This is a genomic window from Sedimentibacter sp. (assembly GCF_038562225.1).
In the GTDB taxonomy this organism is placed as follows: Bacteria; Bacillota; Clostridia; order Tissierellales; family Sedimentibacteraceae; genus Sedimentibacter.
Genome location: NZ_JBCFAS010000001.1, coordinates 934408 through 955294, shown reverse-complemented (window position 1 = coordinate 955294; position 20887 = coordinate 934408). Strand labels below are relative to the sequence as shown.

The following is a 20887-nucleotide window of genomic DNA, read 5'->3' as shown; positions in this document are numbered from 1 at the left end:
TTATAAGACTGAACCAAAAGAGCTGTCCTGGTAGAAACATCTATTTGGACAGCTCATTTTTTAATCGGCAGGATTTACTCAGCCTGCTGCTAATCTACGAGGAAACTTAAAAGAGCGATGGAAATTAATTTGTCTTCGACAGAATCTGAACGTGACGTCATAACCAATGGTACTTTTGTGCCAATTATCACTGAGCCAACTCGCTTTTTAGCGTAATACGTTATTAAGAGCAAGAACAGGTGCCATATCCTTTGTTCAGCTGTTAAGATTAAGATTCAATTCCAAAGTATTTTCAGGTGCCATGTCCATAACCGGAGCCGCTTTTTTGATGTTCTTTGCTGTCGGTCAGATATCACTTGGAGCAAAAGCCTTTGCTGTTGCTACCGGTTCCGGACAATATTATGTCGGTTTATTGCTGACGGTAATTGTTACAATAATTTACACCATGTCAGGCGGTATAAAATCTCTCGCTAAGGTAGCCGTTGTGCAGGGTGTTATAATGCTGATATCTGTTTTAACAATAGCAATTGTTCTATTAACAAAAAATGCAGCAGCTTACGGAAGCCTCGAAGCAGCTTTGAGAACTGCTGCAGAAACAAAACCTTCGCTGGTTCTTGCAGATGCCTGGGGTTTCTGGCAATCTCTTGGACTAGCCATATTCGGTGGAGTCGGTTTGGGCAGTATTCCTCATGCGCTGTCAGTAACCCTGACATACAATGACCACTACAAGCTTGCCAGAGGTGCCATGATAAGCTGTATCGTATTTACGGTTTGTCAGGGAATCATGTGCATGATCGGACCCTGGACTTATGCATTGAATCCAAATATTCAGTCAGCTGACTACACTACCATGTATGTTGCAACGAACCTACTTCCTTCATGGTTGGGCGGAATCATATTCTGCGGAGTGTTTGCAGCCATCCAGTCTTCAATAGCCGGTGTTTGTATGGCAGGAGCTGCTCACCTTTCAAAAGACTTCATAGTTGACTGCCTGCTGCCTGATACGACAGATGAGAAGGCTGCAAAAATCAATAATGTAATGGTTCTTGTGGTAGCTGCTATAGCTGTTGCAATAGCTTGGTTCCCATCACCGTTAACTCAGATGGTAATAAACTTTGCAATAGGTGCTCTTGCTTCAGCATGGTACGTGCCGGTATTTATGGGATTCTACTGGAAGAAAGCAACCTCAACAGGCGCTTCAGCTTCAGTGATACTTGGTGCCATGACTTACATAGGATTGTATCTTGTTTCCACAAATCCGGCTACTAAACCATGGTGGGTTGCAAACATGGGAAACATGAATCCATTCCTGATTTCGATAATCGTATCATTCCTCGGAATGTATGTGGGAAGCTTATTGACACCAAACAGGAAATCGCCTTTGGGAGTTTACCAGGTTTGGTTCTGTGAAGATTATGATGAAAAATATGCATCACTGAATTTCAGTAAGAGTTCGAAGTAGTTAATATTTAACGCTTTGTAACAATAAAGCGGCTGTGGATTATTGTCCGCAGCCGCATATATTTGAAATCTTTATATCCATTCAAAATTTAATCTTTAAACATAATCCTAAACTGTTCTTTTATCATTTTTGTCCAATCTATTATATCATCTTGTTTATCATTGTTAGTACACCATTTCATAAGTATACCTGTAAAAACAGCAATGCAATGAATATAAGTCTCATTAAAACTCATTTTAGTTGAAAAAGCATTTTCATTAAGTGCATTCTCTATTATTGAAGTCAGATTATCAACATAAGAACGTCCTTTTACTCTAACATCTATTGATGAATTAACTTGACTTACATATGATGCTCGGGTTATTTCTTTGCCTATTTTTTTGAAATAATTAAACGCACATAAATTTAAGCTGATTAATTGTTCTTTGAAGGGAAGCTTTACATCAAAGAAATAATTTTCTGCTATGTATTTATCCAAACCTGAATTGACAGACATAGTAACTATGTAGTCCTTTGAAGGGAAATAATAATAAAAAGAGCCCTTTGTTAATTCACAATTATTGCATATATCATCAATTGTAACTTTATTTACGCCGTATTTTTTAAACAATTCTATTGCTGAGTCTAAAATAATCTGTCTCGTCTGTGCAGATTTCTGTTCTTGAAATGTTGTATTAATCGACATGTTTATCATCCTAGTTATTTTTTTTATTCATGTGATTAATTGTAATAATTTTATAATTTAATGTCAAGCCAATTAAAATTAGAAAATGTTTGTTAGTAACTTGACAAACAATTGGATGCTGATTATAATATAAAACATACCGCATAACATACCGCGGTATGTTATGCGGTAGAAAATTTTATAATTGGGGAGAGAAAATTATGTTTAAAAGAAATTTTAAATCTTTAACCGCTTTGATGCTAGCTGTTTTAATGATAGTATCAATGGTTACGGGTTGTTCACAACAAAGTGCAGCAACTCAGAATGCGGCACAACAGAGTTCTGCAAAATTGTATAATGCTGGAACTTATACTGGTGAAGGAAAAGGAAACAATGGAACAATTAAAGTTGAGGTTACATTTACAGATGCCGCCATTGAGAGCATAAAGGTAAAAGAACACAGTGAAACTGCTGGGCTCAGTGACCCGGCTATCGAAAGAATTCCAACAAAAATAGTTGAAGGACAAACGTTAAAAGTCGATGCTGTAACTGGCGCAACAAACAGTTCTAAAGGAATCATCGAGGCAGTAGCTTCTTGCGTGCAACAGGCTGGAGGAGATGTGGAGTCTCTAAAGGCAGCAGAATCTCAAGCAATTAAGGAAGAATCAAAAACAATTGAAAAAGAAGCGGATTTATTGATTATAGGTGCAGGCGGGGCAGGACTTACTGCTGCAAATGCTGCTATGGAGAACGGAGTTAAAAATGTAATATTAATTGAAAAACTGGCTTCTTTCGCCGGTGCATCTTCAATTGCCGGTGGTCTCGCCGGCGGAGGCTCCAAATTGCAGAAATCTTTCGGCTTAACTGATGACTCACCTGAAAAAATATTTATGGATATAGTAAAAGGTGGAGAGTATGCAAATGATCCGAGGTTAACTTGGATATGGGCTAATGAGATGGGACCAACACTGGATTGGCTTATAGAAGATATGGGAGTTGTTATTGAAAATCAATTCTCTAATTTCCCTGAACACTCAGTTCAACGTTCTTACTACGTAACGGGCAAAAGTATAAAGATGCTTGAAATTTTGGCTGAGAAGTTTGAAGCTGCCGGTGGAACTTTAATGATGGAGACTGAAGCTAAAAGCCTGATAATGGATGGAGATGCGGTAATAGGAGCAGTAGCAGTTGACGGCGATGGCAATACAGTAAATATAAAGGCTGAAAAAACTATTCTGGCAACAGGTGGCTTCGGAAATAATCCTGATATGCTTTCAGATGCTTTGGACGGGGTATTATTCTATGGAGCAGCTTCTTCAACAGGTGAAGGCATTATTATGGCCAAAAATGCAGGAGCAAAACTTAAATTCATGGACTACGTTAAAATGTACCCTCAGGGAATTGAAGTTGAGCCCGGAAAAGGAAGGGTAGCAACTGTTCATAGCATGCAAACAACACAAAAGACAGGCGCAATATATGTTAACAAAGAAGGCAAGCGTGTTGTAGATGAAAATTTAGATTTTGTTTCTATAAAAAATGCTACAAAAAAACAAACTGATAAGATAATTTACCTGGTAATGGATCAAAAAGCTTGGGATAAATGGAGCGTACTTGCAAACGGAGATGAAAATTCAAGTGCTGCTGGAAAATTCACATTTGAAGAGCAAGAAAAATGGTTCAATACGCCTGATGGAACTCCTATTTTTAGACGTGGCAATAATATTGAAGAAGTTGCCAAATCTGCTGGAATTGATGGGGTAGCATTAAAAGAAACTATAGACAACTGGAACAAGATGGTTGAGGCAGGAGCAGATTCTGAATTTGGCCGTGAAGAGCTGTTCACGCTTGATACGGATGGGACATACTACATAGTTGAACAAAAACTCAGGTTTGCTACAACTTTAGGCGGCCTCAGCATAAACGAAAACTTTGAAGTTTTAAATGCAAATGATGAAGCTATTCCAGGTCTATATGCTGCCGGAGAAAATGTTGGAGGCATCCATGGATATGAATCAATGCCTACGTGTATGCTTTCATGGGCAGTTACATCCGGCAAACTTGCAGGGGAATCTGTTGCGGCTGCTTTAAATAAATAATCAATATTATAATACAAATTAGCGGCTGTGGACTATTGTCCGCAGCCGCATATGTTTGAAATCTTAATGTCCATCGAAAATTTAGTTTTGCTGTCCATGATTTCATAGATGTCTGTTATGAGTTTTAAAACCTTGCTTTTTTCGCCTCTCACGAAGGTTGAAAGAACTCCCACGCTGTTTTCAAGACCTGAATCTTCTATGATGTCCAGCACTCTTTTTACATCTTCCATATAATCGTCACTGACGATTGGAGTGAATGTTATCTGGCATGAAGCTATTTTTTCCACAGGGCACATATGTAACCTCCCACTGTTTTACCAGCCATTTCATTTTCCTTTTCGTAAATGTAATCCTCTTCAGGGGAAAGGGGAGAAATAAACAGGCATTGACCGGAATCAGCAAGTTTTTCTTTGTTCCAGTTTTTTAAGTCATCTAAAGTTTTAAACTTTGCGTACTTAAACACGGTATCCTTGTTGAAGTCTTCATCCTGATATAATTTTCCCCAGCTGCTGTTGGCTGAAATGGTTCCAATCAGCACCTGGCCGCCTTCCTTGACAACCCGAAGCATTCCTTCAAGAGCCTTCGGAGCATCCTCATCCTCTACAAATTCAAAGGCAGCCATGGAAAATACTGCATCAAATTCATTTTCCTTAAACTTTAAATCAATCAAATCCATATGCAAAAACTTGATGGGGAGATTTTCTTCTGCTGATTTTTTGCGTGCAATGTCAAGCATGTTGTCTGAAATGTCAATTCCTGTAACATTGCAGCCCATCTTTGCAAGCTTTATGCTGAAGTTACCTGTACCGCATCCGATGTCCAGAACATTCATGCCCTTTTCAACGCGGATCATTTTAAAGGCAAGGTCTGTTTCAACCTTATCAACAAAGTTTCCCTTTTTATCCGTATACCATGCATCGTAATCAGATGCAACATTATCAAATATAGCCATGATTCTCACTCCGTTTCATTTGTACTGCAGCTATTCAAGACTCTTAATGATGTGTTTTTTATAGCTCATGAATTTTTCGCTCACGATGAAATCCTTATGCCTTGGTTTAGGTTCGTCAATTGTTATTTCTTCCGTAATCTTACCGGGTTTTCCTGCTATGATATAAATCCTGTCAGATAACAATATGGCTTCGTCTATGTCGTGGGTAATGAGGAATGTCGAAAGCTTTATTTGCTCCATGACATTCAAGTACCATTGGTGCATGTTGCCCTTTGTAATGTTGTCCAGTGCGCTGAAAGGTTCGTCCAACAATGCAACCTGGTTTGAAAAAAGATATGTCCTAAGCAGTGCGGCCCTTTGTCTCATACCCCCTGACAGCTGGTTGGGATACTTGTTTTCAGTGCCTTCAAGCCCAAACTCTTCAAAATATTTTGAAGTGTATTCACGAGCCTTTGATTTTTTCTCTCCCCTTATGATCAAGGGGAGAGATACATTATCAATTATGGTTTTGTAGGGAAGAAGCAGGTCTTTTTGCAGCATGTAGCTTACATTGCCTGTTGTTCCCGTTATGTTTTTACCGTCCAGTTCAACCGTTCCGCCATCAGGCTTTACGAGGCCTGCTATCACATTGAACAACGTTGTTTTTCCAACTCCGCTAACTCCTAAAATGGCGACAATCTCTCCCTGTTTCAATTCAATGGAAATATCATCTATGACTTTAGAACCTTCATAGCTGACAGTTATGTTTTTAGTAGCTAGCTTATTCATCGGCTGATCCTCTAATCTTTGTATTTATCAAATTAATCCATAAGGTATAGGTTTGTAAATCCTGCCCCTTTAGGAATTTCACTTTCAATGAGCTTGTTTTCAAACAGCCATCCATAGAAGCCGTCCCATCTTTCCTGGTCTATATAACCCCACTGCGCCGCGTCTGCAATATATTGGTCAGCAAGCCATTTCTGACTTTCTATTACTATTTCTGAATCCAGTTCAGGAGCAGCTTCAAGCAGTATCTTCGCTGCATCCTCAGGATTTTCTATTGCAAATTCATATCCCTGTTTTATGGCAGACAGTGCTTTTTTTACAGTTTCAGGATTTTCCTGCGCATAATTGGTGTTTGTGATAAGTACAGGGCTGTAGTAATCAAGTTCTGTACCGTAGTCAGCAAAGTTTAAGTAGTTTGTCTCTAGTCCCTTAACCTTTGTTGCTATGCCGTCCCATGCATAATATACCCAAACGGTGTCTATATCTGTCTGCAAGGCTGTGATAACATCGGTTACAGTGCTGGGCACCATTTCTATTTCATCGAAGTTTCCGCCGTCATCTTCAACTATCTTTCTGATGATGGCCTGCTCAATGGGCATATCCCATGTGGCATAGTTGTGACCGGCCATTTTGGCAGGGGAGTCAATACCGTCTTCCTTAAGTGAAATTATACCTGAAGTGTTGTGCTGAATCAATGCGGCAACTGCTGTAATGGGCATTGAGTTTGCAGAAGCAAAGTTTGGTGCCAGCGTGTCCTGGAAGCTTATTCCGAATTCGGCTCCGCCGCCGCCAACCAAGGCTTCAGCTCCACCCTCCGGCGGCTGCATGATTTCAACGTCCAGTCCCTGTTTAGCAAAATATCCTTTTGACTGGGCAACATATAAGCCTGTGTGGTTTGTATTGGGCGTCCAGTCAAGTACGATTCTTACTTTCTGATTTTCAGCAGTCTGATTGTTGCTGCCCTGATTCTGAGACTGGTTTGAACTGCAGGATGCAAGCACAAACAGTGAAAGCATCAGCACAGCAACCAGATACAAAGATTTTCTTTTTATGTTTTTCATTTTCATTGTCCTTTCAATTTTGATATTCAATTTTCTTTTTTTGTATTTTCCCATGGCATTGCTGATTTTTTTAGAAAAGACACTGCAAACATCAGCAGCAGACTTATGGCTGAAATAAAAAATATAACAGCGAACATCTTGTCAAAGGAATAAGATTTTCTTACCCTGGTCATATAGACACCAAGGCCCGTGAAGCCTCCCAGCCACTCAGAAACCACAGCCCCCACCACCGAGTAGGAAACTGAAATTCTAAGACCTGAGAAAAACTGGCTTAAGGCACCTGGCAGCTTAATATGTATGAAGCATTGAAGCCTGTTTGCACCCATTGCCCTCAACAGATTAAGAGCATCCTTGTCTGCGGAGTTAAACCCTTCCAGCAAGCTAACGGCTATGGGGAAAAACGTCGTTATGACTATCAGCGTGATTTTGGGCAAAATTCCGTAACCCAGCCAAAGAACCAAAAGAGGTGCTATGGCAACAGTAGGAACAGTCTGCGTCAGAACCATGATTGGGTACACGGATTTGTAAAAAAAGTTGAATCTGTCCATGAGTACGGCAATGACAAATCCCAGCGCTGTTCCGATGGTCAGGCCCAAAAACGCTTCAGTCAAAGTTGCCTTAGCATGTTCCATCAAAAGCGGAAAATCATTGACAAATGCCATAACCACATCAGCAGGAGAAGGAAGCATGTACTTCGGCACAACCCCCGTGGTGGATAAAAGCTGCCATACGATCAATATGACAACTATGGCAAAAAACGGAGATACCTTATTGATGATGCTTTGTAACTTTTTTTTCAATAGTCAGCACACCACCATCCGGAGCATAACCTATTTTTACATATGAAGATACCTTCGGAGCTCCTGCCTTGACTGCTATTAACTGGCAGTTTTTAACTATTTCCATCAGTTGGTCATAATCTCCTTCAATCGAAGTTTCGCTTGGTCCCACATAGTAATTTAATCCCGTGCTCTTAATATACGCAATTACTTCATCTACAATACGGATTACCTCTTCATCAGAATCCACATGCGGTAATACCTGAATAGCTACATTTGCTTGCATAAAGCCCTCCTGAAATTTAATTAGTATAGGTATAACAAAAACCTCTCCGGCAATGGGAGAGGTTGTAATCCTAAAGGTTATGCGCCAATATATACAATCCCTACGCCAGCATTACCTGGATCAGGTTCCAAACAGTTTTACTGTTTCAGGGTTTTGAACATTGGAGTAGTCCGCTTCTCAGCCTAATTCATTAAGCTCCCCTATGAATTAAATATTATCATAATGAAATGTTGTTGTCAAGGAGTGAGAAGAAATCAAGTTCTTTGGAGGTCTTTGTTGGCGGTATCTTCAATGAAACCCAGTTTAAAAAGTATAGCGGTTCGGCTGCTGACATTCAGCTTGTTGAAGATATTATCCATATGTGTCCGAACAGTATGAGTACTGATATACAACTTTGAAGCTATTTCTTTGTTGGAGAATCCCTGAGAAAGCAATTCCACAATTTCCAGCTGTCGTTCAGTAAGGTTGTATTTATAGGTAAAAGCATGCACATTTTGGAGTTTTGTTGGTGATTTTTTAATTATATAAAGAAGGTAATAGGTTTCAACACCGTTTTGCATACTTGGAACAATCGAAGGCACTATCTTGATAGTATAGTTATCCAGTTCATAATAAATGGCTGAAGTGGAATCCTTGGATTGAAAAGATATATTAGGCAATATATTTTGCACAACTTCATGGACTGGATCAGAAATAAAGGTTTCGCTTAAAAGATCGAGACAATAAATTTTGGCAATCTCATTACTGTTGATGATATTCCTTCTTTGATCAAGAACAATCATGCCTATGGGCAGCTGTGATATGCAATTTTTGTAAATCTGCTGCTCATTTTTTATTTGAGTTCTTACAAGATACTCGTGGAGTTGATAAGTTATATTGTCATAAAGACTTCTTAGAATCTCATAATCCCTGGGAGTAAAGTTACCTTCTTCTTTCGGACGAAATATACCAAGCGCACCGATCAGCTGGTTATTGAACTTTAGGGGCATGGCTACTTCATAATATAGATTATCCTTTTTCAAGAAATCTTTGTAATACTCCGTTGCTTCAAATTGTTTTAAGGACATAAGATCGGTTATTGCAATCGTTTTCTTAGTCATCATAAAGTAACCCATGTTAATTGGATGGAAAATATCTGTTTTGAAATAGTACTCAGCATACATCTGAAAAAGTTGTCCACTTATATTGAGGCCTATAGGGCTAGAAAACCGGCCGTCAGAATCAATTAGATGAAATGTGAGGTAGTTGAATGAAAAAATATTTGAAATGTTTTTTAACAATTCATAACGGTAATCTCCCTTACCGTTATGAATTTGAGAAATAAACTGCAGGATTTTGTCGTAATCCTTAATTGTGAGAAGACTTCTGCCCATATTAAGACCTCCCTCAAAAATTTTTTATCATGCCATTTTATTATTATAATTATATAAATATTTTAAATTTTTAGCAATAATAAATTGTTGAAACTATAAAAATACGTAAATTTACGTATGTGTTATTCAAAAAAATAAGGAATTTATGCGATGATAACGATTTTATTATTTGATAAGATTTAATAAAAAAGAAAGGAGAGACAAATATGAGCATTGAAGTTTATATGCCAAGATTAGGTGCGACTATGAAAGAAGGGACCTTGGTAAACTGGTTTAAAAAGGAAGGCGATACTGTTAAAAAGGGAGAGTCTTTGGCTGAAATATCTTCAGAAAAATTGACCAGCGAGATTGAGGCATCAGCAGATGGATATATGGACAAAATCATTGTCCAAGAAGGAGAGACAGTTCCTGTGGCTACAGTAATAGGAATAATTTCTGAATCAAACAGTAATACGAACCACCATACTGCACAGTATACAGAAATCAAAATAGAGGATCAACAGGGTCCTAAAACAATATTAGAGTCAAAACCGGTTAGCAGCCTTAGAAAGGTTATCGGAGAAAGAATGTCTGAGAGTTTACGCATATCGCCACAGGGAACAATGACTACGCGAGCAGACATGACGGAATTGATATTATTAAAGGATGAATTAGCTGAGCTTGGAAAGAAAGTTACATACACTGACATATTTGTTAAATTAGTAGGTCTTGCCCTTGAGAAAAATCCACTTTTAAATGCATCTATGGAAGATGGCAAACTGGTTTTATATAAATCTGTTAACATCGGCGTTGGAGTAGGAAGCGAAGATGGATTGTTTGTGCCTGTTATAAAAAATGTAGAGCAAAAAAGCCTGATGCAAATATCACAGGAAATTAAAGATATGGCATTAAAAATTAAAGAAAAACGTATTACCTCTGATGAAATGACGGGTGGAACATTTACTATCAGCAACCTTGGAATGTTTGATGTTGATATTATTACTCCTATCATCAATCCACCTGAAGCTGCTATTTTGGCTATCGGAACCACCCGCAAGGAGCCAGTGGCTTTAGAAGATGATAGAATAGTTGTACGCCCCATGACCACTTTATCTCTGACAGCTGACCATGCTGTAATGGATGGAATTCCTGCGGTAACTTTTTTATCAACAATTAAGGATCTCATGAAAAATCCAAAGGAAATTATTAATATTTAGCGGAGGAGGATCATTAGTAATTAAATTCAGTTAAGTCGAAATAAGTCAATCTAAAAACACAATGGAGGTGTAAAAATGAAGTACTCAGAAAGTGAATTGCTAAAATTTTATGAGCAGCTGGTTAGGGGTCGTAAGTACGAAGAAAAAATAATTACTCTGCTTGGACAGGGTAAGCTACAAGGTTTTTTCCACCTGGGGATTGGACAAGAGGCATCACAAGTTGGAGTAGTTAATGCGCTTGGACCAAATGATTATTTAGTGCCAACACACCGATTTCATCCTGGTCTGGTAAATAAGCTTGATTTAAAGAAATTGACTGCTGAGCTTTTAGGCAGAAGGTCAGGTTACAACAAGGGTCATGCTTTCACGTTTCATATTTCCAGTAAAGCAGAACGCATATTACCGGTAAACGGAATGTTAGGAGCAGGAATCCCTAATGCAGTTGGATATGCCTGGGCTTTGAAAATGGATAAAAAGGATTCTGTAGTAGTTTGTGTTTTGGGAGATGGTGCAGCTGCAGAAGGTAATGTGCATGAAGGCATGAACATTGCAGCTAATCTGAATGTGCCTATCGTTTTCTATATTGAAAACAATGGTTGGGCTGTATCTAACCCGTTTAATGAACAGACTAAGATTAAAAACCTTTCTGAAAGAGCGTCTGCCTATGGCATGACGGGAATTACTGTCGATGGTAATGATGTAATAAAAGTTAAAGAAACTCTTGAAGATGCCATTGCTAAAGCGAGAAAAGGGCAACCGAGTATAGTTGAAGCCAAGGTTAGTCGCTGGAGAGGCCATTTCGAGGGAGATCCAGGCTTTTACAGAAATCCCGAGGAGCTTGAAACCGCCTACAAAGAGGATTGTATTAAGCGCATGAAAAATACGTTGCTGGAGCAAGGCATAAGTGAAAAGAAATTTGAGGAAATAGATGAAAAAGTACATCAGGAAATAGAAGAGGCCTTCAATTATGCAGAGAAAGAACCATTTCCTACTGCAGAAGAAATTCTGAATTACGATAATGTATATGCAACAAATCTTGGAGGTGATTTGTTATGAGAATGCTTACTATGAATCAAGCAATTTTGGAAGCCCAAATGGAGGAAATGGAGAGAGATCCAGATGTATTCCTTATTGGAGAGGATGTAGCCATGCTTGGCAGTGCTTTTCAACAGTCTGCTGGTCTATATCAAAAATTTGGTCCTGACCGCGTATTCAATATGCCAGTTGCTGAATCCGGATATGCTAACTTTGGTGTTGGAGCTGCTACGGCAGGCAAGAGGCCTATCGTGGAAATGCAGTTTGGAGATTTTGTCATCATGGCTTTTGATGCGGTTGCCAGTCAGGGTACAAAGGCTCGTTACATGTCGGGTGGCGAACTGAGTGTACCTATGACAGTACGTTGTCCTCAAGGAGCAGGTGTAGGTGGTGGTGCCCAGCATTCCCAGTGTATAGAAGCTTGGTTTATGAACTTCCCTGGAATTAAAATTGTTATGCCGTCAACACCATATGATGCAAAAGGACTTTTAAAGACTGCCATACGTGATAATGATGTGGTGCTGTTTTTAGAACATAAATCTATGATGGGCGTTAAGGGTGAGGTGCCTGAAGGAGAGTACACCATACCTTTAGGCCAGGCACAAGTGGTCAGGGAAGGGAAAGATGTGACGATTATAGCTCTCCAGACTCAAGTATACCAGGCTTTGGATGCAGCAAAGGAGTTATCTAATGAAGGAATCGAAGTGGAGATTATCGACCCCCGCTCCTTAATACCTCTTGACACTAAGACGATAGGGGAGTCAGTAAAAAAGACTGGACGTGTGGTTATTGTGCATGAGGCTCCTAAGAGAGGCGGATTTGGCAGTGAAATTAGCGCTGTCATCACAGAAAAATTTTTCCCATATTTAAAAACACCAATCATCAGAATAGGAGCAGCCAACATTCCGTTGCCATTCGGAATGACTGAACAGTATTGTCTGCCTAATAAAGATACTATTGTGAAGAGTGTTAAAGATCTTTTGAAGTAATACCAGCACCTCAAATAATAGGAAAAGAGGAATGAAAGATGATATCTATTAATTTGGAAGGTAAAAAGGCCATTGTCACAGGTGCAGCAAGCGGCTTAGGAAAAGCTATTGCCTTGAAGCTGGCTGAAGCAGGATGTGATGTTGGAATTGGAGACATGAATTATGAAGGAGCACAAGAAGTAGTCAGACAAATAAAAAACATGAACGTTGCCAGCGTGGCATTCAAAGTTGACACCAGTAATGCAGATGATTTCAACAAGGGTGTAGATGAGGTTGTAAAAGAATTTGGTAAGCTTGATATTATGGTGAATAACGCAGGCATTGGAATCATGAAGCCATTCATGGACTTAACACAACAAGAAATTGATAAATTGGTAGACATAGATCTCAAAGGTGTAATCTATGGCACAAGGGCAGCACTGAAATATATGGTTCCACAAAAATCAGGGAAAATCGTCAATATGTCTTCAGTAGCGGCTAAAATGGGATCTCCTGGGGCAGCGGTTTACGCGGCAGCTAAAAACGGAGTAATTGCATTGAGCAATTCTCTGGCTCGTGAGGCAGCTGAATGCAACATCAATATAAATGCTGTCTGTCCAGGAATCATCAGAACAAATATGTGGGAAACGCAGTTGAAATTAATGACGAATAACGGTGATGACACAGTAAGGGATAAGGTCTTCAATGAGTTTTCAAGCAGTCAGATTCCGCTAAGAAGGCCACAAGAACCAGAAGATATTGCGCATATGGTTGTCTTCTTGGTATCTGACTTGGCTAAAAATATTACAGGACAGACAATAAATGTAGATGGTGGATGTGCAATTCACTGATATTTTCGATTAGGGCTTTGGCTTGGAGTGGTATCAGGTTCAAAGCCCTTTTATCATTATAGGGGCAGGAGATGCCAGAATTGATTAATAGAAATTTTATTGAAAAGGTGAGTAAAATGAATGAACAGATATCTTCAGATATTGCAGTTATTGGTGGAGGGCCAGGTGGTTATGCTGCAGCTATACTGGCTGCAAGGATGGGTGCAAATGTCGTACTAATTGAAAAGAATAAGTTGGGAGGTACCTGTCTGAACGCAGGCTGCATCCCAACCAAAGCACTTTTAAAGTGTACGGATGTTTATGCTTCAGCAGCCGATGCGTCTGCGTATGGTGTAACATACGGTCCTGTCTCATTTGATTTTAAAAAAATCATGTCTTATAAAAACCGTGTAGTAACTCAATTGGTTGGTGGTGTCACTCATTTAGTCAAGGCCAACAAAATAAAGTTTATTTCAGGCGAAGGAAAGCTTATGAATTCCAATACCATTTTGGTGAAGGCAGAAGATGGTTCTCAGGAAGTTCATGCTCAAAACATAATTTTGGCTACCGGAGCAAAAGAAGTGGTTATTCCTGGGTTTGAGCCCGATGGGGAGAAAATATTGAACAGCACTCAAATGTTATCCTTAAATGAATTGCCCAATAATTTGGTCATCATAGGCGGTGGTGTTATCGGTGTTGAATTTGCATCAATTTTTACCCGACTTGGTGTGAAGGTTACTATAATTGAGTTGACTGACCGCCTCATACCCTTGGAGGATGAAGAGCTATCGGAAAATATCAGAAAATTTTTGGAAAAGCAAGGGGTTTGCATTTACACACAAACACTTGCCCAAGGTATTGTCAAGCAATCTAGTGGGGAAATATGCGTTCAGGTAAAACTACCTGATGGTGATTTACAATTGGTTGAGTTTGATAAATTGTTAGTTTGTGTTGGGCGAAAGGCATTGCTGAGTGATGTGGGAGTTATGGAAATTGGAGTTCGTATGAGAAACGGTCATATAGAAACAGATGAACAAATGCGGACTAATATACCAGGTCTTTATGCAATAGGAGACGTTACACTTAGTGAACAGTTAGCTCATGTTGCTTATATGGAAGCTCGTACGGCCGTATTTAATATAATGGGTAAAACCTGTAATGCTGATTATTCTGCTATACCCCATTGCATATATACAAATCCTGAGATAGCTAGCGTGGGCCTCTCAGAGTCAAAAGCACGCGAGCTTCATGGTTCAGTAAAGATAGCTCGTTTCCCATTTGCTGGTAATGGCAAGGCTTTAATCGAAGGGCACAATGAAGGTTTTGTAAAGCTTATCATCAATGAGGAGTCCGAACAAATCATGGGAGCGGCAATAATAGGTCCCAAGGCTACAGAGTTGATTACCGAACTGACCTTGGCTGTACAGAAAAAAATGACAGTCATGGATTTGCTCAATACTGTCCATGCGCATCCTACTCTCTCTGAGGCTTTGGGTGAGTCAGCCTTGGCAGCTGTTGGACTTAATCTTCATTCAATTTAAAAAATAAAAAACATTTATCAATCCAAAAATCATATAGAAGGAGCGTGAGTGTAATGGGTAAGTTTTTACGTGTTAATATGAATGAAAAAAACATTTCTTTAGAGGATATCCAAGAGGAATATACATACTATGGCGGTCGTGGGCTTGTGGCCAAAATTCTGAATAATGAAGTAAATGCAGCTTGCGATGCGTTGGGACCGGAAAATAAGCTGATTGTCTGTCCCGGTCTAATCACGGGCACAATAGCACCCTCATCGGGTAGGCTGTCCATCGGTGGAAAAAGCCCGCTGACAGGGACTATCAAAGAAGCCAATGCTGGCGGTATTGTCGCACAACAGTTGGCTAAGCTGGATATCAAGGCTATTATTATTGAAGGACAACCAGAAATAAAATCTTGGCATATACTAAAGATAAGCAAAGAAAATGTTGAATTGTTGCCTGGAGAAAAATATTCGAACATGAATAATTACCAGCTTAATGATGAACTTCAGAAGGTATACGGTGATCATGTAGGAATCATTTCCATAGGCGGAGCTGGAGAAAGAGGTTATAAAAATTCTTCGATTCAGGTTACTGGTGCTAACAGATATCCAAGCAGGGCAGCAGCACGCGGAGGATTAGGTGCACTAATGGGGTCAAAGGGACTGAAGGCAATCATCTTGGATGTAAAAGGGCCGTTAACAGCACAATATGCTGACAAGGAAAAATTTACTGCAGCTGCTAGAAATTATATACAGGGCATCAAGGATAACCCGGTTTCAGGGCAGGCTATGCCAGCTTTAGGGACTGCAGTTCTTGTCAATATGGTCAACGCTATGGGAGCATTAACTACCCGAAATTACAGCAGTGGAAGATTTGAGGATGCTGAAAGTATCAGTGGAGAAAAACTTGTCGAAATCCAGAGCAAGAGAGGCGGAAAGGTCGGTCATTCATGCCATCCTGGATGCGCTATTAGCTGTTCCAATATTTACAATAATGATAAAGGTGAGTACTTAACATCAGGTATGGAGTATGAAACAATAGCATTAGTTGGAGCCAATTGCGGAATTAAATCACTGGATACTATTGCAGCTATTGATCGGATGTGCGATGACTTCGGACTGGATACTATGGATACAGGAATCACGATAGGAATCTGCATGGAAGCTGGTAAGCTGGCCTTTGGTGATGATGAAGGCGCTCTTGCCTTAGTTCAGGAAATGATTGACGGAACTGAGTTTGGAAAGATTCTAGGACATGGTCCTGAGTATGTAGGTAAAAAACTGGGAGTAAAAAGAATACCTACAGTTAAGGGACAGGGTATGGCAGGATATGATCCGCGTGCTTTGAAAGGCACAGGTGTAACATATGCCACAAGCCCTATGGGTGCAGATCATACTGCCGGTAATGCATTGGGCAATCCCACAGTAGATCCAATTAAAAAGGAAGGCCAAGTTGACTTATCCACAAATTTGCAGGTTGGTATGGCCACCTTCGACAACTTGGGTATGTGTATTTTTGCTGGATTTTGTACTGATGACCCTAAGAATGTCGGTTATCTGCTGGATATGATGACAGCTCGTTTTGGTGGTGAATGGACAGTTGATAGGCTTTTTGGAATCGGAGTACAAACTATAGCCATGGAGAAGCAGTTTAATAAAGCAGCTGGATTTACTGACAAGGATAACCGACTGCCGGATTTTGTATATAATGAGCCAATATCGCCAAGCAATTCTGTGTTTGATTTTACCGATGAAGAATTGAATTTGGCTATACCATTTTGAGATTAATGACTATAGATAAACTGTAAGGGGGAGGATTAAAACTGCTCCCCTTTATTTATTATAAGCAGCGGAAAATGAACATATTATTATAACAGGGGGACTAACAACCAATATGGTATATTATTGTATTAAGCTATACTCAATATTTAGGCTGCAACATAAATACTATAACAGTGAAAATGGCATCGAAATTCAAGGAGAACGAGAAATGAGTCTGAAAGAATTGATTCAGGCTTTGAATATTGACGAAAAGAGTGTTGCATTAATAACGGTTAATGGAGATATAGTTAATGATAGAAATCCTGTAGTAGCTGGAGGTAGTACGGTTTGCATATTCCCAACCTTTCCTAACGGAGGCTGAATTAATGGTAGACAATAAAAATGGATTGTAGTTTAAATATTAAAACATTATTTTGAAATTTATATAATTGAAAATTTCCTGAAATGTATTATAATTTCTAATAGGTGCATGGGATTTGAAAATTTCATTATTGAGATTAATGAGCGTTAATGAGAAAGAGGTGGAAAGCTTGATAGGAGCTATTATTGGTGATATTGCAGGATCTCGTTTCGAATTTAATAATCACAAAAGCAAGGATTTTGAACTCTTTGCTAGTGAAAGTCAAGTAACAGACGACACTATTATGACTATTGCTGTAGCAAAAGCAATTATGGAAACAGAGAAAGAATTAAAACCTGCATTAAATGAAAAGGGAAATAATTATGAGTACAATTCATTGCTAGAAAATATGGTAATTAAATATATGCAGGAAATAGGTCGCAAATACCCAAATTGCGGATATGGAGGCATGTTTAGACTTTGGGTTTTCACAGACAGTCCTGAGCCCTATAACAGCTTTGGTAATGGAGCAGCAATGAGAATTAGCCCGGTGGGACTTGCAGCAAGTACAGAGCAAGTCGCTTGTGAACTATCTGAAATAGTAACTTCGGTTACGCATGATCAAAATGAGGGCATTAAGGGTGCAGAAGCTTCAGCAGTAGCAATTTTTATGGCAAAGAGAGGATTCACAAAGGAAGAAATTAGGCAAAAAATAAATAAAAGTTACTATAAGCTAGATTTTTCAATTGATGAAATAAGGGATAAATATGATTTTAATGAAACCTGTCAGGAAACCGTTCCGCAAGCAATTGAAGCATTTCTTGAATCAACTTCATTTGAAGATGCAATAAGAACTGCTGTTTCATTGGGGGGAGATAGTGATACGCTTGCTGCTATAACAGGCTCTATTGCAGAAGCATACTACGGAGTTCCGGAAGATATAAAAGAAAAGGCACTAACTTACCTGGATTCTGAGCTGCGTACTATTTACGATGAATGGTGTGAGTTTATAGGAGAAAAAAGTGATTCAAATAAGTATAAAGTACTGACAAAATATATTGGGAAATTAGACTATGAACAGTTATATGGAACTTGGATTTGTTTTGGTGAATACGATGGAATCTCAAAGGAACCGATTGGGCTGCCATATGTAAGTTTCAAAGAATTAGTGGACTCGTTTATCAGAGAATTTTATGAATTTTCTGATAATCATCCAGAATACCAGCTTTCAGATTACAGTTCTATTTTGCATAATAATGACATTCAATGGAATAGAAAATCTATGAAAAATGCTGAGACAGAATGTTTGGACGAGCAATGTATCCTATCATTAATAATGGGTGCCATTAGAGCTGAGAGGATTACACGCCATGCTCATATTCAGTAAGGTTCCTAATAAGTATATTAAATAATAATTGATATTATATTTGACGCAGCTATTGGTAAGCAGTTCAAAGGTCTTTTTATAGGTCGAATCAACTATCAATTATTCTTATGAACATACGCTCTTTTTATATTCCAGAGGAGTCATGCCTGTTTTTTTTCTGAATTTTTCAATGTAGTAGCTGGTGCTGCCAAAGCCGCAGTCATAAGCGATCTGGCTGATTGATAAATCAGAAAAACACAAGGAATCTATACTTTTTTCAATTCTATAATCTATCACATATTCAAATATGGTGCATCCCATATGCCGTTTGAATAATCGGCAGCATTCACTGCTGCAAAGATGAACCTCATCAGAAAAATCCTTTAGCGTAAGCTTATCCTTATAACGGTTGTGAATCAACAACAGCAATGATTTAATGCGGTTTTCATCCGTTTCGGATATGGCTCTGTCAACAGGAAGCTTTTGCTTCTGAATCAAAATTATTTCTCTCCATACATTAAGCAAACTTATGAGGATATCAAGCTCATAGCCGTATTCACCTTCCGTATACAGACTATGCACTTTCGATAATAGCAGCAGAATTTGTTTTTCAGAAGTTGTTTCTGGTGAAAAAATGCAGTGAGTAAATGCTGAATTTTGAACGAATGGTCTTATCAGTCTTTGTTCGATGACATTTCCCGGTGTGCCATATAGCAGTGATGGATGCACGTTTATGCATACATATTTGCTGTCCGTAATTTCATAGGGCTTAATCATATGAAGGACATCCTTGTTTATAAAAAAACCTTGCCCGGGTTTTAGCATAATCTCTACATTGTTGACGTAAAGCATAATTCTGCCCGAAACCACATAGCAAAACTGCAGTTCATTGTGCCAATGCCAGTTTACAAACCCCAAGACATTTTTATTAAGCTGTGTTTCATAAATTGCAAAAGGAAAATCCAGACTGCCATGCTGTGTTGTTTCTTTCATTTGCTGATCAATATTAATATCATATACCTGCAAATTATTCACCCCTTATAATTCAAAATCAAAATAGCGATATTTTATAGTCATATTATTATATACGATGCAACTTGCTGTCAATATAATTATATTATGATAAAACAAAAAAGGAGAAAATTAAATGAGCATAAAATTATCAATAAATGAAGAACGATTCCTAAGCCGGCTTAAGGAGCTGGGTCAAACCGGCCGTGAAGGAGACAAGCTCACAAGGCTGGCAGCTTCTGATACGGATAAGGCCGGACGTGATGCAGTGGTTGCTTGGATGAAAGATGCCGGATTGGAAGTTAAAATTGATCGCATAGGAAACTTATTTGGTATTTGGAGCAACCGTGAAAATGAAGGACAATCTCCTGTCATGACAGGGTCACATATTGATACTGTCATTAACGCAGGGATTTATGATGGCTGTTATGGTGTAATTGCCGGTATTGAAGTGATTGATGCGTTGCGCAGTAACGGATTTGTTCCTTCCAGACCGATAGTAGTTGGTGTTTTCACCAATGAAGAAGGTGTGCGCTATGCACCTGACATGATGGGTTCCTTGGTGTATGCTGGAGATCTATCAGCAGATGAAGCACTTTCAACAGTCGGAACTGACGGTACAGTTCTTGGCGAAGAGTTAAAAAGAATTGGTTATTATGGTTCTGAAGAACCTGGATTTTTAAAGCCTCATTCATTCATAGAGCTTCATATAGAGCAGGGTCCCATACTTGACAGCATGAAAATGCCTGTTGGAGCAGTTGAAAATCTTCAGGGAATTTCCTGGCAGCGCATTACAATCGAAGGCGTGGCAAATCACGCTGGAACGACACCTATGGCAATGCGCAAAGATGCAGGGCATGCAGCAGCCAAGGTAATTAGTTTTGTATGCGACAGGGCAAGCAGCTCAAATTCTGTAGCAACAGTCGGATGCATTGAATTTGAACCAAATGCTATAAATGTCATACCTTCAAAAGCAGTATTTACTGTAGATTTGCGAAATCCAAATGATGAGACATTAAAGAAAGAAGAAGCTGCGCTTGCAGATTATCTGAAGGAGATCGAAGTCAGCAAAAATGTTAAAATTTCAACAGAAAGGTTAGTGCGTTTTGAACCTGTCATTTTTGATGAAAGTATAGTAAAGCTGGTTGAGGATGCAGCAAGACAGCACAACCTGCCGTGCAGACGAATAACATCAGGAGCAGGTCAGGACGCTCAGATGATGGCGCGCATATGTCCTACTGCTATGATTTTCGTTCCAAGTGTGGACGGTATCAGCCACAATTCCAAGGAGTTCACACTGGGACCTGATTTGGTTGCTGGAGCAAATGTGTTGATGAATGTGATTGTGAAGCTGGCAGAATCTGAATAAATTGAAAATACAGATTAGGTTGTAAACAGC

Annotated in this window: 20 protein-coding genes and 1 riboswitch; of the genes, 11 read left to right on the top strand and 9 right to left on the bottom strand. The window is 39.2% G+C overall.

What is annotated here, in order from left to right:
- Nucleotides 1-244: 244 nt before the first annotated feature.
- Nucleotides 245-1462, top strand: a complete 1218-nt coding sequence (locus AAGU76_RS04510; RefSeq protein WP_342484679.1) for a hypothetical protein — start codon at nt 245-247, stop codon at nt 1460-1462.
- A gap of 88 nt (nt 1463-1550) precedes the next feature.
- Here AAGU76_RS04510 and AAGU76_RS04505 read toward each other — a convergent pair whose 3' ends face one another.
- Nucleotides 1551-2147: a TetR/AcrR family transcriptional regulator gene (locus tag AAGU76_RS04505; protein WP_342484246.1), complete on the bottom strand. Its 597-nt coding sequence runs from the start codon at nt 2145-2147 to the stop codon at nt 1551-1553.
- A 200-nt stretch (nt 2148-2347) separates the two neighbouring features.
- Between AAGU76_RS04505 and AAGU76_RS04500 the strand changes: the two genes are divergently transcribed.
- Nucleotides 2348-4222, top strand: a complete 1875-nt coding sequence (locus AAGU76_RS04500; RefSeq protein ID WP_342484245.1) for an FAD-dependent oxidoreductase — start codon at nt 2348-2350, stop codon at nt 4220-4222.
- A gap of 32 nt (nt 4223-4254) precedes the next feature.
- On the opposite strand, the gene AAGU76_RS04495 is transcribed toward AAGU76_RS04500, so the two are convergent.
- From AAGU76_RS04495 to AAGU76_RS04465, 7 genes are all read right to left on the bottom strand, one after another.
- The gene (locus AAGU76_RS04495) at nt 4255-4518 is read right to left on the bottom strand and encodes a YkoF family thiamine/hydroxymethylpyrimidine-binding protein (protein ID WP_342484244.1); all 264 of its coding nucleotides are present in this window, start codon (nt 4516-4518) and stop codon (nt 4255-4257) included.
- Nucleotides 4497-5174, bottom strand: coding sequence for a class I SAM-dependent methyltransferase (locus AAGU76_RS04490; protein ID WP_342484243.1), 678 nt, complete (start codon nt 5172-5174; stop codon nt 4497-4499). The genes AAGU76_RS04495 and AAGU76_RS04490 overlap by 22 nt, the downstream gene beginning before the upstream one ends.
- A gap of 30 nt (nt 5175-5204) precedes the next feature.
- On the bottom strand, nt 5205-5942 hold the full coding sequence (locus AAGU76_RS04485; protein WP_342484242.1) for an ABC transporter ATP-binding protein: 738 nt from the start codon (nt 5940-5942) through the stop codon (nt 5205-5207).
- Nucleotides 5943-5974: 32 nt separating this feature from the next.
- Entirely contained in the window at nt 5975-7000 is a 1026-nt protein-coding gene (locus AAGU76_RS04480) for an ABC transporter substrate-binding protein (protein WP_342484241.1), read from the bottom strand.
- A gap of 26 nt (nt 7001-7026) precedes the next feature.
- The gene (locus AAGU76_RS04475) at nt 7027-7800 is read right to left on the bottom strand and encodes an ABC transporter permease (RefSeq protein WP_342484240.1); all 774 of its coding nucleotides are present in this window, start codon (nt 7798-7800) and stop codon (nt 7027-7029) included.
- A complete protein-coding gene (locus tag AAGU76_RS04470; RefSeq protein ID WP_342484239.1) occupies nt 7769-8065 on the bottom strand; it encodes a thiamine-binding protein in 297 nt (98 codons plus the stop codon). The genes AAGU76_RS04475 and AAGU76_RS04470 overlap by 32 nt, the downstream gene beginning before the upstream one ends.
- An 80-nt stretch (nt 8066-8145) precedes the next feature.
- Nucleotides 8146-8277: riboswitch (TPP riboswitch) on the bottom strand.
- Nucleotides 8278-8319: 42 nt separating this feature from the next.
- Nucleotides 8320-9438: a response regulator transcription factor gene (locus AAGU76_RS04465; protein ID WP_342484238.1), complete on the bottom strand. Its 1119-nt coding sequence runs from the start codon at nt 9436-9438 to the stop codon at nt 8320-8322.
- Between the two features lie 206 nt (nt 9439-9644).
- On the opposite strand from AAGU76_RS04465, the gene AAGU76_RS04460 reads away from it, so the two are divergent.
- The 8 genes from AAGU76_RS04460 to AAGU76_RS04425 all read left to right on the top strand — a co-directional run bounded on the left by AAGU76_RS04460 (nt 9645) and on the right by AAGU76_RS04425 (nt 18498).
- Complete coding sequence (locus tag AAGU76_RS04460; RefSeq protein WP_342484237.1) at nt 9645-10634, top strand: dihydrolipoamide acetyltransferase family protein; 990 nt, start codon at nt 9645-9647, stop codon at nt 10632-10634.
- Between the two features lie 75 nt (nt 10635-10709).
- Nucleotides 10710-11690 (top strand): thiamine pyrophosphate-dependent dehydrogenase E1 component subunit alpha, encoded by a 981-nt coding sequence (locus AAGU76_RS04455; protein ID WP_342484236.1) that lies wholly within the window; start codon nt 10710-10712, stop codon nt 11688-11690.
- Complete coding sequence (locus AAGU76_RS04450; RefSeq protein WP_342484235.1) at nt 11687-12658, top strand: alpha-ketoacid dehydrogenase subunit beta; 972 nt, start codon at nt 11687-11689, stop codon at nt 12656-12658. Before AAGU76_RS04455 ends, AAGU76_RS04450 begins: the two co-directional genes overlap by 4 nt.
- 38 nt (nt 12659-12696) lie before the next feature.
- Nucleotides 12697-13488 carry an SDR family NAD(P)-dependent oxidoreductase gene (locus AAGU76_RS04445; protein ID WP_342484234.1) on the top strand — a complete coding sequence of 264 codons (792 nt, stop codon included), beginning with the start codon at nt 12697-12699 and terminating at the stop codon, nt 13486-13488.
- A gap of 71 nt (nt 13489-13559) precedes the next feature.
- The gene (gene lpdA / locus AAGU76_RS04440; RefSeq protein ID WP_342484233.1) at nt 13560-15008 is read left to right on the top strand and encodes a dihydrolipoyl dehydrogenase; all 1449 of its coding nucleotides are present in this window, start codon (nt 13560-13562) and stop codon (nt 15006-15008) included.
- Nucleotides 15009-15061: 53 nt separating this feature from the next.
- Nucleotides 15062-16771: an aldehyde ferredoxin oxidoreductase C-terminal domain-containing protein gene (locus tag AAGU76_RS04435; RefSeq protein ID WP_342484232.1), complete on the top strand. Its 1710-nt coding sequence runs from the start codon at nt 15062-15064 to the stop codon at nt 16769-16771.
- Nucleotides 16772-16979: 208 nt separating this feature from the next.
- Entirely contained in the window at nt 16980-17132 is a 153-nt protein-coding gene (locus tag AAGU76_RS04430) for a hypothetical protein (protein ID WP_342484231.1), read from the top strand.
- A gap of 115 nt (nt 17133-17247) precedes the next feature.
- Nucleotides 17248-18498 (top strand): ADP-ribosylglycohydrolase family protein, encoded by a 1251-nt coding sequence (locus AAGU76_RS04425; RefSeq protein ID WP_342484230.1) that lies wholly within the window; start codon nt 17248-17250, stop codon nt 18496-18498.
- 105 nt (nt 18499-18603) lie between these two features.
- Here the strand turns inward: AAGU76_RS04425 and AAGU76_RS04420 are convergent, their stop codons facing one another.
- A complete protein-coding gene (locus AAGU76_RS04420) occupies nt 18604-19503 on the bottom strand; it encodes an AraC family transcriptional regulator (RefSeq protein ID WP_342484229.1) in 900 nt (299 codons plus the stop codon).
- 121 nt (nt 19504-19624) lie between these two features.
- On the opposite strand from AAGU76_RS04420, the gene AAGU76_RS04415 reads away from it, so the two are divergent.
- Nucleotides 19625-20857 (top strand): Zn-dependent hydrolase, encoded by a 1233-nt coding sequence (locus tag AAGU76_RS04415; protein ID WP_342484228.1) that lies wholly within the window; start codon nt 19625-19627, stop codon nt 20855-20857.
- Nucleotides 20858-20887: the final 30 nt, after the last annotated feature.